At 35.7% G+C, this 12,912-nt stretch carries 14 protein-coding genes; 12 read left to right on the top strand and 2 right to left on the bottom strand.

What is annotated here, in order from left to right; translation table 11 throughout:
* Window positions 1–236: 236 nt before the first annotated feature.
* Window positions 237–1,022, bottom strand: coding sequence for a sulfotransferase family 2 domain-containing protein (locus AC0L0O_RS12480; protein WP_113760325.1), 786 nt, complete (start codon window positions 1,020–1,022; stop codon window positions 237–239).
* 430 nt (window positions 1,023–1,452) lie between these two features.
* Here AC0L0O_RS12480 and AC0L0O_RS12475 point away from each other — a divergent pair, with 430 nt between their 5' ends.
* Window positions 1,453–1,752, top strand: a complete 300-nt coding sequence (locus AC0L0O_RS12475) for a DUF8088 domain-containing protein (RefSeq protein ID WP_473785784.1) — start codon at window positions 1,453–1,455, stop codon at window positions 1,750–1,752.
* Window positions 1,753–1,821: 69 nt separating this feature from the next.
* Here the strand turns inward: AC0L0O_RS12475 and AC0L0O_RS12470 are convergent, their stop codons facing one another.
* Window positions 1,822–2,016 (bottom strand): hypothetical protein, encoded by a 195-nt coding sequence (locus AC0L0O_RS12470; protein WP_437403156.1) that lies wholly within the window; start codon window positions 2,014–2,016, stop codon window positions 1,822–1,824.
* 2,864 nt (window positions 2,017–4,880) lie between these two features.
* Here AC0L0O_RS12470 and AC0L0O_RS12465 point away from each other — a divergent pair.
* The 11 genes from AC0L0O_RS12465 to AC0L0O_RS12415 all read left to right on the top strand — a co-directional run bounded on the left by AC0L0O_RS12465 (window position 4,881) and on the right by AC0L0O_RS12415 (window position 12,903).
* A complete protein-coding gene (locus AC0L0O_RS12465; RefSeq protein WP_473785783.1) occupies window positions 4,881–5,291 on the top strand; it encodes a hypothetical protein in 411 nt (136 codons plus the stop codon).
* On the top strand, window positions 5,288–5,797 hold the full coding sequence (locus AC0L0O_RS12460) for a hypothetical protein (protein WP_473785782.1): 510 nt from the start codon (window positions 5,288–5,290) through the stop codon (window positions 5,795–5,797). Before AC0L0O_RS12465 ends, AC0L0O_RS12460 begins: the two co-directional genes overlap by 4 nt.
* A gap of 71 nt (window positions 5,798–5,868) precedes the next feature.
* Window positions 5,869–6,363 carry a hypothetical protein gene (locus AC0L0O_RS12455; protein ID WP_042512757.1) on the top strand — a complete coding sequence of 165 codons (495 nt, stop codon included), beginning with the start codon at window positions 5,869–5,871 and terminating at the stop codon, window positions 6,361–6,363.
* On the top strand, window positions 6,338–6,655 hold the full coding sequence (locus AC0L0O_RS12450) for a transglycosylase (protein WP_473785781.1): 318 nt from the start codon (window positions 6,338–6,340) through the stop codon (window positions 6,653–6,655). The genes AC0L0O_RS12455 and AC0L0O_RS12450 overlap by 26 nt, the downstream gene beginning before the upstream one ends.
* 16 nt (window positions 6,656–6,671) lie before the next feature.
* A complete protein-coding gene (locus tag AC0L0O_RS12445) occupies window positions 6,672–6,836 on the top strand; it encodes a hypothetical protein (RefSeq protein WP_473785927.1) in 165 nt (54 codons plus the stop codon).
* 158 nt (window positions 6,837–6,994) lie between these two features.
* A protein-coding gene (locus tag AC0L0O_RS12440) for an IS3 family transposase (RefSeq protein ID WP_473785780.1) occupies window positions 6,995–8,349 on the top strand; the annotation gives its coding sequence in 2 pieces (ribosomal slippage) (window positions 6,995–7,448 and window positions 7,448–8,349; 1,356 coding nt in all).
* A 623-nt stretch (window positions 8,350–8,972) separates the two neighbouring features.
* The gene (locus tag AC0L0O_RS12435; protein WP_473785779.1) at window positions 8,973–10,283 is read left to right on the top strand and encodes an exosporium glycoprotein BclB-related protein; all 1,311 of its coding nucleotides are present in this window, start codon (window positions 8,973–8,975) and stop codon (window positions 10,281–10,283) included.
* 90 nt (window positions 10,284–10,373) lie between these two features.
* Entirely contained in the window at window positions 10,374–10,670 is a 297-nt protein-coding gene (locus AC0L0O_RS12430; protein ID WP_473785923.1) for a hypothetical protein, read from the top strand.
* Between the two features lie 258 nt (window positions 10,671–10,928).
* Window positions 10,929–11,309 (top strand): hypothetical protein, encoded by a 381-nt coding sequence (locus AC0L0O_RS12425; protein ID WP_473785778.1) that lies wholly within the window; start codon window positions 10,929–10,931, stop codon window positions 11,307–11,309.
* 406 nt (window positions 11,310–11,715) lie between these two features.
* Window positions 11,716–12,279 carry a recombinase family protein gene (locus AC0L0O_RS12420; protein ID WP_025118128.1) on the top strand — a complete coding sequence of 188 codons (564 nt, stop codon included), beginning with the start codon at window positions 11,716–11,718 and terminating at the stop codon, window positions 12,277–12,279.
* 195 nt (window positions 12,280–12,474) lie between these two features.
* Window positions 12,475–12,903, top strand: coding sequence for a phBC6A51 family helix-turn-helix protein (locus AC0L0O_RS12415; protein WP_001086031.1), 429 nt, complete (start codon window positions 12,475–12,477; stop codon window positions 12,901–12,903).
* Window positions 12,904–12,912: the final 9 nt, after the last annotated feature.

The following is a 12,912-nucleotide window of genomic DNA, read 5'->3' as shown; positions in this document are numbered from 1 at the left end:
GTGCAAACCAGGTGTTTGCAAGTTCATTATATAACGTTTCTTGGGTAGATAGGTTGAATCATAGCAATCTTTACGTAAGTTTTACATGCGATTGAAGTTTTTGATAAAGACCAAATTTGAATTTTATTAAAAAAGACACTGCTTCACAGTGTCCAACTTACTACGAGAGTTTTATGAGGAAACTTAAATAGGTGATTTTAAGTTTCTCTATAATATATGAAATTGAGGTTAAAAAATCACTTATTTTTTAACGAGTTTAATGGATATTTATATGTGATGAAATCTTTGTTAAAAATCTCTTGTACTAATTGGATAGTTTCATGATCATAAAAACTATCGTAAGTTGGGAGGCGTGGGAATAAAGGATCGGTAATATCAGCTTCTGCAAAATTACCTTTAAAAATTGCCTTGTCCTTCTGGTGATGCCATGATTTGGTCAGTATGTGTAAAGGAGAAGTTTTCAATTGATATATTTGCTCCAGATGTACAATTTCGTTAGAGAAATTTTCGAGGTAGATATAATTTGTAACAAACTCCTCCTCATCTGGTACATATTGCTGCATTAAGTGTGGATCTACTTGTTCCAAATCTGTCATTTGTGTTTTTAAGTAATAGAGAAAGATTTTAAATGAAATAGGCTTATTACAATTATCATCACCATAATAAAAACGTCGAATGGGCTTCCATGCCGGGTTTTCTATGTAAGGGGGAGCGATTAGTGAGAAGAATGAACTTACAGTTCTTGTATATGGATTTCTGACTAGTTTATAGGTGTTTTTTCTTTCTGTATATAAAGCTGCAGCTAGTTCAATAAAATAGTCTGAGGAGTTTTTATATATTTCATTTTCGTAATGATGGATGAAAGAATTGTACTTTATAGCTTGTTTAAATAAATTAATTTGATAAAAAAACCAATGTGCAAGGGAAGTACAACCACTTTTTTGGCTCCAAAATAAAATCAAAGGGAAGTTAGAGTTGAAGTGGGGAACACGCCCATAATTAATAACATTTGAAATCGACATTTGAACCCTCCATTTTATTAATGTTAATTATTTTAGTGTATGAATAAAGAGCATGGCATATGAACAAGAGAATTAGAAGTGTATGTAAAAGAAGTTCTAGATTTAGTTTGAAAAAGTTATAACTAAAGCGTTATTTTGTCGAAAAGTAATACAGGGATAAATGAATAAGACCGCTCCATTTATTGGAACGGCCGTACAAGTAACCTGCGCTGGAGGTCTCTTCAAATGGCTTAAGATGTTTTCTATAAAAGTATGGACAAGAAGTTTTACGATTATACGTAAAAACGGCAGGCAACTAATTAAGTTACCCGCCTGTTCTCAAGTGGTACGGAGGAGAGAACTCCGTTTGGAAAGAGTACAGCCGTGGGAAGTCGGCTTATGGGTAGTATGTGTAATGTGAAAAAAGATTATCCGTAAAGGGGAATGAAAAATGAATACAATTACTATTAAATTTGGACAAGGGACAGCAGCTTGGGAAGACATGACAGAAATAGTTAAATTCTTAGGGAAACGCGGATATGCAATTGAACCTGAAGAAGAAATTGGAACTGTAAAACTAACTAAGAAAATTAATGACGAGTTAGTGGATAAGAAAAAACAATTCAATTGTGATCTTTGTTTTCAAAACAAGAATATTGAGGAGAAATCTATTTATCAATTCGATGAAGATGGTGACATTGTAGCGTGTGTAGAATGTGAGAAAAAAGCATTTAAACAGTCAAAAAACTAAACCGAAACGTAATTTGATATAAAATAACCCCCTGAAATCTAGGGGATTAAGGGAAATATCTATGAAAAATTATTTTATAAGTACAGGCATTCTTTTAGTTTCAAATCTTTCGAATTCTATAGGACAATATGCAAATGTTGCTATAGGTTCTGAAGTTTCGTTTGTTAAAAAAGTGTGGTTAATTACTTCACCAGAAGAAGAATAAAAAGTAATTTTGGTTTTTGATATAGGAGGAAGCGTTATTACCAGTGGTTTACTTGTCATACTAATCAGCTCCTAAACTATTTGGTTCTATATGAATTTAATATGTATTCAATAAATGTATATGAATTCATTTTATAAAGTTAGTACTTTGTGAATTGAGAAATTTAACAAAATAGTTATTTGACACAACAAAGTGGTCAGTTTAACTAGCTAACCACTTGTTGTACAAAAGAAATTAGGCCCTACAAGTACAGATACGTAACTTAAAGTTACAGCTATAGTATAAACGGAATTGGAAATGTTATGCGGGGAGAAGTAATCTGAATTTTATTTTGTAACAAAAGGAGATAAAAAGAGCACCGTATATAAGTGCTCTTTAACCAAGAATTTATGAAATGAAATGAAGTTTGAATACCTTTTCAATATTAAGGTATGACAGAAATGTTTCGTTGGTGAAAACAATATAAAAGAGAGCACTCGTTTACGGTGCTCCGAAGGTAGGAGGTAACTAATTCTGAGAACAAAATGAACTTACTAAAAATGTAAGTTGTATGTAAAAAAGGACACTGTTTAACAGTGTCAATTGGCACTAAGAGTTTGACGGGAGTACCCTAAGTACTTGGAACCATAGGGCTCTAAACAATTTATGAAATTAATTTTAAAAAAATGCTATTCCACATAAAAAGAGCACTTTCGTAAGTGCCTTTTAGGGGAGTGAACAACCTATAGAGTTTTAATGAGCGTTCATTAATAAATTTGGAATTTTTCCAACGGGTTATGAATAAGTAGGATCTCAAATTAAATATATGTGTGAACTAACAAAAAGTGTATGTACACAGAAAAGCAGCTAGCAAAAGCTAACTGCTTCCTTGTCCAACAAAAACATTACCACAATGTTTTGTAACTGAGAAGTTACAATTATAGTATGAACAAAATTAAAAATATTATGCGGGCAAAGCCTAATAAAAATTTTATTTTATAACGAATAAAGGAAAGAACTCTTTATGATAAAAGGGTTCTTTCCTCAAGGTCTGCAAGAAATTCAAGGTAACTGGACCAGAGAAACCTGTGAATTTCTTTGTAATAATACTTACTGCATGCAAAGGAATCAATAAGGTTAATGAATTTTAAACAAAATTCTTATTTGATCAGTATTAAAAAAGAGCACCTGACCAGGGTGCTCCGCCCAAAATTATGAACAACAATCCATAATAATATATGTGACTTTTGCCTAATGGTGATAATTTTATAAATTCATTAACAAAATCCTTATTTTAAAGCTTAAGAGTGCCTTATAGAGCACTCCTTAGGATGCTTATGTTCGATCTTAGATTGATTTCTTGCTTGGAGAAATAAAATACTCTTAAACAAAGTTTAAGTAGACAATCCAGCCCATAATTACAATATAAAGCACCGTACCAAAGAAGATTAAAATGTATTTTAATGTCTTGTTCATATTAATACCGTCCTAAAAGAGGATAATTTGGATTTTAATATGATACGTAAAAAAAGGTGCATTTATACGGGACAGGGTGACTAGCAAAAGTAAACAAAATCTTTATTTCAACAGAAAAAAAGAGCGCCCGGGAAAGCGCTCTTTGACCAAGATTTATATTGAAAAGTATCGGCAATTAAATCTTATGTATGTTTTTAGTTTATGTGCAAGTTTGAATCAAATTGTTATTTGAAAGTAAATAAAAAAGAGAGCACACAGATAAGTGTGCTTCTAGACTAAAAGGTTTGAACGTATGGACTGGAGTGCCCTATACAATAACATATGCTTGGCCATTTAAAAGGTGAAAAAGTTTTAATAAAATCGTTATGTAATCGTGAAATAAAAAAGAGCACTTACAGAAGTGCTCTTAGTAAAATGCCTATCCCTCTTGCTGGTAAAGGATACGTGGTATTATATGTGATGTTTTGATAAGTGTGAAATATTTTTATATAAAAATGCTATTTGGATGGAAGAAACCTTTTTGAAAAGGACCTGTTGTGAGGGTAGGCCCTTTTTCAGAAAGGCTAATAACAAAGTGTAAGTTGAGGCTACCTATATGATAAGAGATATTACTTATTTTTTCTATATGTTGAATGTTGAAAAAAATATGCGCTTAATAAAAAAGCTATTTTGCGTCTAAGAAAAAAGGAGTGACTTATTAGGACACTCCCAGTCGCTAATAAATACCCAGTCTCATTAAAGTATATGTGAATTTTAACTAATAATGATTATAAAACTTCATTTTATTATAAATAAAAGAGCGCCATGTAACAGCGCTCTTTGACCAAGGCTTATTGTAAATCTATGACTTGTGAGTGTTCTCGAAATTAATATATGATTCAACAATTATTTGGTGCAGGAGATATAAAAAAAGAGCACTTCGGAAAGTGCCCTTCTGTAACGACTATCCATTCTAAAAAGAAAAGATACAATAAATCATATGAGGTTATGTTTGCTTAATTGTCTGTCTTTTGTATAAAAATTTCATTTTGTCATAAATAAAAAAGCGGTTGTTTCCGCAACCACCTTTTAAAAAAACAGAGCACCTTTTTCAGGAATAACATATGAATGATTTCTGAAAAGGTAATAGGAATTTAGCCTATTTTTATAACGAAAGTGACGAGCTCAGGTTATAAGAAAGGACTGATATATTGTACGAAATATTGTTTTGAATGGTTACAAATAAAAGAGCAGCTAGCAAAAGCTAACTGCTCCATTATCAAAAAGGTTCCAGGCTGCAACCACTGTTAAGAAAGCAGCCTATGGATAGTATGCGCAAAGTTATGGCGGTTATTCAAATGAATAAAGGACAGCTAGCGAAAGCTAACTGTCCAGCCCTTAGAGAAAGGGAGGAATAAAAGGGTATATAAAAATTCCTCCATCTACAGTATTAACGGAATATTGAGTTTTATTCAGGGGAGAGAAGAAAATGATCCTAAAGAAAAAGATGGGTAACATCATTTGGCACATTGAAAATAATCGCGGAATTATAGGTGATACACAGGTACTTGATCAAGTGCTCGAAAGCTTGAAAAAGATAGAGAACGACGTACCTAAAGATATGAGAGAAGCTGGGAATTTCATTTCTACAGGTTTTATGAACGGGATTCACGCGCAAATGAGTGTTCCAGAAACTGTACACGAATCACTTAGACGTACAAGATATGGAACATATAACGGCCACAATCAATGGGATTTAGCAAAAGACTTTTTCAAAATGTCAAACGACGCATTCTTTAAAGTTTACGGTTTTAATTTCGTTCCAAGAGGCCGATTGTTTGATGATGCAAAAAGCTTTGTGGCGAACCAAGAAGGCGTATTTAGAGGGGGAGCAAGATGAACAAAACGGAAGCGAATAAACATTTTCCATTATGGAAAGTCGAATTAGGTGAGTATGTGTATGGAAGAGACTCAGGTGCTCCGTGGTCAGATCCGGAGAATGATATTCGAAAAAGTGGAGCCGTAAAGTATTATTCAAAAGCAGATGTTGATAGTGAATGGAAGCTGGAGTACTCAGAGGGATTGGGGAAATTTGATTATGCTTTACACAAAACAGCAATTACATTAGCCGAATTACAAATGCATTATGGAATGGAACCAAAAGAAAATACGTCGATGTTTGAGTATAACGATAAGATGTTTGTTTATGAGCATTGGTGCGCTGACCAGAAGTGTGTATGCGGTACGGCTATCGATGAGTATTACAACGATTACGAAGCAGATAATACTGTAAAAACAGATATCATTAAATCTACAGTGTTTTTCTATGATAAAGATTGTCTAGTTATGAAAAGCGGTAAGTTCTACCTTAACGGGAAAATGGTAGGTACGAAAGAAATTCTGTGAGTTATTTCCTGAAGCTACCTCGTATTACTCTTGGTCAGCCACGGGATATTTGAATAGGAAGGGGAAAATAAATGAGTAAATTAGTAGATTGGGCAAAAGAAGAATTAAATCGATTATCTCAAGATATAGCTAATGATGGTGATAATTCGATGCAAGAAGAAATGAATAAATGTGTACTTGAAATCGTAAAAGTATTTTCGGAGCAAGGACATAGCGGAATGTCAGCTGCATATGCTTTAGGTCTTATAAAGAGGCTATTATCCTGGAAACCTATTACTCCGTTAACAGGCGAGGAATCAGAATGGAATGATGTTGGTGGAGGGGATGGAGAAAGTATACAACAAAACAATAGATGTTCTGCGATTTTTAGAAAAAACAACGATAATAGTACAGCGTATTATATCGACGGTAAAGTTTTTTCGGATGATGGTGGTGTTACATGGTTTACAAATCGAGATAGTTGTATACCTATCACGTTTCCTTTTGCTGTACCAGATCAACCAGAATACGTGATTCTTTCTACACGAAAGGATGAAGATTATGAAACCCGTGAAAGCGAAATGTGAAGTGTGTGAGCACGTGTTTCGTGTCCAGATGCTCACAGCACGATTACCGAACCGTGTGGACAAGCATTACTTTATTTGTCCAGGCTGTAAAGCGGAATTTGTAAGTTATTATTCGAACCGTGAAATGAGACAGCTGCAGAAAGAAATTTCGAAATTATACAACGGTTTCCGTAAATGTTATACAAAGGAACAGGCAAAAGTAATCCAGGAGAAGATCGATAAAAAAGATTTAGAGTTTAAGTGGTTACGAGATAAATTGCGAACAGAGATTGAAAATAATTTACCAAACTAAAGGAGGACAACGTTATATGAGTATACCAAAACAATTGATGATTGGAAGTGTTCCGTACGATATAGAAGTGGTAAACGGATGGATTGATGAAAGAGAAAATGGCGAAGTACGAATTGCTGAAGTAACGTATCACGAACAACAAAAGGGGTCTTCGAAAAGTTTCTTTTCTCGGAGTAAATAATCAATGATATTATTTAAGGTTTTAAGAAATTTTATTGGAAATTGGTCAAAAAAGTATACAGATTTCATATAAAATTGTTGAAATAAAAAAGAGCACCATTAATTGAACTGCACCCCAATTGTTAGACACAGTCTAACAATTGGAGGTGCAGTTTTTCTATGGCTAAATTTACAGCTGATGAAAAAATACAAATCGTTCTACGTTATTTGAACAGAAATGAAAGTTATGGAGAAATGGGTAGATCGCTCGGTATAAGTGACACAATCATTTTGAATTGGGTAAACCAATATAAACAGAATGGTCTGGAAGCTTTTCTAAAACGATGTACAAATTACACACAACAATTTAAACTAGACGTACTAAACTTTATGATTGAAAACGGTATGTCCTTATTTGAGACGGCAGCTATCTTTAATATTCCTGCCCCTTCAACGATTTCTGTTTGGAAAAAACAGCTCGAAATACAAGGAATTGATGCCCTTCAATCTAAGAAAAAGGGGCGTCCATCCATGAAAAAAGATTCAAATAAACAATTAAAACAACCTTTAGCTGAAGGATCAGTCGAAGCACTTGAAGCACGCATTAAACAGCTTGAGATGGAAAATGAGTACTTAAAAAAGTTAAATGCCTTAGTTCAAAACAAGGAAAAATCACAAAACAAGACAAAGCGCAAGTAGTCTATGAATTAAGGCATAAATATTCGGTGAAGGCACTCGTGGAGCTAGCTACTATTCCTCGAAGCACGTATTATGATTTAGTAAAGAAAATGAATCGTCCAGATGTAGATGCCGATTTGAAAGCTGAGATTAAAGCGATTTATGAGGAAAATGAAGGTCGTTATGGTTACCGTCGCATTCGTGATGAATTAACGAATCGTGGCCAGAAAGTGAACCACAAGAAGGTTCAGCGCATTATGAAAGAGCTTGGGTTAAAGTGTGTTGTGCGTATGAAGAAATATAAATCCTATAAAGGAAAAGTCGGTAGAGTTGCACCTAATATTTTAGAGCGTAATTTTCATACAGATGCACCGAATCAAAAGTGGGTAACAGACATCACAGAGTTTAAATTGTTTGGAGAAAAACTGTATGTATCACCTGTATTAGATTTGTATAATGGTGAAATTATTACCTATACAATTGGTTCTAGACCGACGTATTCGCTTGTTTCAGACATGTTAGAGAAAGCATTGGAACGTTTACCTGAAACCCACCAGCTACTGATGCATTCGGATCAAAGATGGCATTATCAAATGAGACAGTACGTCCGGACACTTGAATCAAGAGCTATCGTCCAGAGTATGTCTCGAAAAGGCAACTGTTACGACAACGCAGTAATAGAAAATTTCTTTGGGATTATGAAGTCGGAGTTCCTCTACATAAAAGAATTTGAAAATGTAGAGCACTTTAAAATAGAATTAGAAAAATATATAGATTATTATAATACGAAACGGATTAAGGCAAAATTAAAAGTGAGCCCGGTACAATACCGGACTCACTTTTATCAAGCTGCCTAATGAAATAACCGTGTCTAACTTTTAGGGGTCACTTCATTATATGGTACTCTTCTATGAATCAATACACCATTCATATGTTGTTAATGTTTGTGAGTCATGAACAATTAAATGGTTCGTAAAGTAAGGATTCAAGATAATGTATGTAAGATGAGTATAAATTGTTACAAAGAAATAAAAATTAGTCAGCAAAAGCAAAATGATTAGCTCTCAATGGAAAATACAATGCATTATTAGAAACTCATGACACAAACAACTAGGTTGTGAGGATCAAACTTTTTCAAAAAACTTCATTTGATATTACTCTAGAATGGAATTATTGAACTTATAAATTAATATGTCTTTTTCTTTATTGATAAAATAAACACGTTGATAGGAGTGATAACGTATTCCTTTAAAAATATGCGTTTTTATTAGGAAATTAATCTAAGCACTAGATAAATAGATGCGTATACTTATATTATGTGAGTTGTGAATGTAATTAAACTGAATTTTTATAGTTTAATTATTAGTAGCTATTTTTATTCTAAGAAAAATGAATATTCAAAAATATTCAACACCATTACAATTGAGTGTTTCTTAGTATAAGAGTATTCTCTCAAAATTATTAAATAAGGAGGAAATAAATGAAACATAATGATTGTTTTGGTCATAATAACTGCAATCCGATTGTTTTTTCAGCAGATTGTTGTAAAAATCCACAGACAGTTCCTATTACTAGCGAACAATTAAGTCAATTAATTACTTTACTAAATTCATTAATATCAGCTATTGCAGCATTTTTTGCAGATCCAAGTGATGCAAACAGATTAGCGTTACTCGATTTATTTAATCAATTTTTAATTTTCTTAAATTCCTTAATACCTTCTCCAGAAGTTAATTTTTTGAAACAATTAACTCAAAGTATTATAGTATTATTACAATCTCCAGCACCTAATTTAGGACAATTGTCAACATTATTACAACAATTTTATAGCGCCCTTGCACAATTCTTCTTCGCTTTAAATCTTATCCCTGTATCCTGCGACTCAAATATCGATCCTGGAACTTTACAAGTTCTTTTTGGTTTATTAATTCAATTAATCAATGCTACTCCAGGAGCAACAGGCCCAACAGGCCCAACAGGTCCAACAGGTCCAACAGGTCCAACGGGAGACACAGGTCCAACGGGTCCAACGGGAGACACAGGTCCAACGGGTCCAACGGGAGACACAGGTCCAACGGGTCCAACGGGAGACACAGGTCCAACGGGTCCAACGGGTCCAACGGGAGACACAGGTCCAACGGGTCCAACGGGTCCAACGGGAGACACAGGTCCAACGGGTCCAACGGGAGACACAGGTCCAACGGGTCCAACGGGAGACACAGGTCCAACGGGTCCAACGGGAGACACAGGTCCGACAGGTCCAACGGGAGCAACAGGAGCTGGAGCGGTTATTCCGTTTGCATCAGGTGGGCCAGTAGCGTTAGCAACTGTTTTAGGTGGATTGGCAAACACAGGAGCACTTGTTGGATTTGGAAGTTCATTCTTCCCTGTAATTGTCCCACCTGGTGGCCCAATTACTATAGGTCCTGTACCTCCAGTATTTGATTTCGCATTTGTAGCTCCTCGTGCAGGTACAATTACTTCGTTAGCAGGATTCTTTAGTGTAACTGTAGCGGTTGCTTTATCATTAGGAAGCATACAAATTCAAATGCAGTTGTACAGCGCACCAGCAGCAAGTAATACTTTCACACCAGTAGGTACACCGTTACTATTAACACCAGCATTTAGTGGTCTTATTGCTATCGGTGATACTTCGAGTGGTATTAACGCACAAGCAATTGCGGTCGCTCCACAAGATAAGATATTACTTGTTGTTTCATCAACTACACCTGGTTTTGATATAGCTACTGCTATTACAGGATTCGCAAGTGCGGGTATAACATTCGTATAATCGCTTATAAGTTTCTTGTTTGAAATAAGAAAAGAGAATGTCAAAAAAGTATCCACAGATTAACTTTTGAAGACATTCTCTTTTCTTTAACTGTTCGATAGTGTGGACGTTCCGTTTTACGACGGGTATGTGACGGTACAAGAAGGACTTGTTACGGGTAAGTTCACCTGGAGTCTCCATGTTGTGGATTATGGAGCATACGAATTTGTGGCCACGAACCAGTTACGTGATGTGAATATCGAGACAGAGCAGGGTAATGTATATGCTGGAGAAGGGTTGATAACAGAAGTGACTGAAGAACGCTTTCTCCTAGCTGGAAAGTCGGTGCTACGTGGGCATGAGACAGCAGCGTGGCACGTGTTTCGAGATTCGGAGATTCACAGTTGATTACACGAAAATAAATATATAAAAGAAAAGTTTTTAGGAGGGGGTCTAATACACTACAGTGCTTAAAAAAGAAAAAGAAAATAAAAAAGAACCCCCCCTTAAAAAAATATACCTTATATATATAATATAAATATAAAACTAATAATTATATATTATATATATAGTATTATTTATTAATAGTTATATAGTATGTAATACTATTAATGATTTAAGGTGTTTGTTTTAGGGGTTTGATCTTCTGAGTCAGGAGGTTCGGAGATGACCAGAATTGATGGCTATGTTTCAAAGAAGACAATACGACTATGGCTGGAGAATTATGAATCACTGGCTGTAGGTGATCGGTTCCCTGATGCGCCGCCTAGCTTTACGGGACCTGCGACACAGGACGGGAAGAGCGACGGCCGACTGAATAAGATTGTGCTGGATCAGGCGATTAAACAATTACCGAAGAACATGAAATATATAGTGCTTGCTCGGTATGTGTACAAGATTCCTAGAAGGAATACATTACGGACTATGAATATCACTGCAAAATTGTATTACGCACGCTGTAGACAAGCCGTGGATTTATTGCACATGAATATTAACGGCGATATGGCTGGTATGAGAAGTTTAATAAAAAAGTTGTACGAGGCTTGACAAGGTGGGTTCATAGTAGGTACAATTTATGTTAGGATGGTGAAATTGTGTCCTACTCCAGTACTAAATAATACGCATAGCCATGAGGCCCGTCATTAGGGTATCATGGCTATTTTTATGCCCGTTGGATTTGGTTAACTGTAGGGTATATAGTAGGTAGAAATTAAGGTAACTACTGTAGTAGTTATCCAACTGTCGGCAACACGAAAGGTGAAACCGACGGGTGTTTTTATCAGCCGAGCTCGCTGAGAGAGAAGGGCCCTTGAAACTCAGGGGGTCAGAATCATTCGTATCAGTTCCATAACTTAAAGGTTTTGACACTTTGTTACGGGTGTGATAGTATCAAGGTATCAAATGGTGTCATAACTTAGTGTCATTAGTTAGGACCGAAATGGAGCTGATATGAATGAAGTACGGATATGCGAGGGTAAGTACGATTCACCAGGACTTAGAGGCACAGATTCAAACACTGGAGAAGGAAAGCTGTAGTATAATTTATTCAGAGAAGTTCACTGGAACAAAAGCTGATCGTCCTAAGTTTAAGGAACTACTTTCGATACTAGAGTCAGGAGACACACTGGTAGTTACAAAGCTGGATCGCTTTGCTCGTTCGACAGTTGATGCTATACAGACAGTAAGAGAGCTGTTTGAAAAAGGTGTGAAGGTACATGTATTGAACATGGGACTGATAGAGGATACGCCGACAGGTCGTTTAGTATTCAATGTCATGAGTGCGTTCGCAGAGTTTGAACGTGACATGATTGTTGAGCGGACACAAGAAGGTAAAGCAATTGCTAAGCAGCGTGAAGACTTTAGGGAAGGTAGACCAAATAAGTACAGTAAGAAACAAATTGAACATGCACTAGGCTTATTAGCTAATAAGCATTCATATAAGCAAGTAGAAGAAATGACCGGAATTAGTAAAAGTACGTTAATACGAGCAAAAAAGAAAAAAGAGTCGGAAAAATAATTTCGGCTTTTTCTTTTTGGAAGAAAAAAGCAATCCCCCCGGGGGAGGTCAAATCTGATAAGGCGCTGGCAGGCGCTCGTAACGTTCCGCTGGAATTTTTAAACTCGGGGGGCTATACAAAACATACGAATTTCAAGGCAATCGATACTAAATCGGTTGCCTTTTTCTATTTCACGAAGAAAGGGGAGCGAAAGAATGGCTAAGTTAGACGAATTAAAGCAGAAACTCACGGCTAAACAAATTCAAGCGGCATATTTACTTGTGGAAAACGAGCTGATGGAATCGAACAACGAGGAAAAAAGGACGCAAGATGAAATGGCGAACGAGTTAGGCATAAACCGTACCACGCTTTGGGAGTGGCGAACTAAGAATCAGGACTTTATTGCCTTCAAGAGCGAAGTAGCTGACAGTTTCCTTGCAGAGAAGCGCGAGCAGGTGTACAGCAAGTTAATGCAGTTAATTTTAGGGCCGCAGCCAAGTGTAAAAGCTATGCAGTTGTACATGCAGCGATTCGGTTTACTGACTGATAAGAAAGTAATCGAGGGTGATCTAGGAAATGCGACTCGTACAAATGCTGAAATCGAAGAACAGCTTGAAAAATTAAAAAAATTGACAGGCGAGTAAAAGGAGGAC

The organism is Bacillus sp. GS3m_15504 (assembly GCF_055825275.1).
Note: the sequence above shows the minus strand (reverse complement) of the source record. Positions and strands in the feature narration are given on the sequence as shown.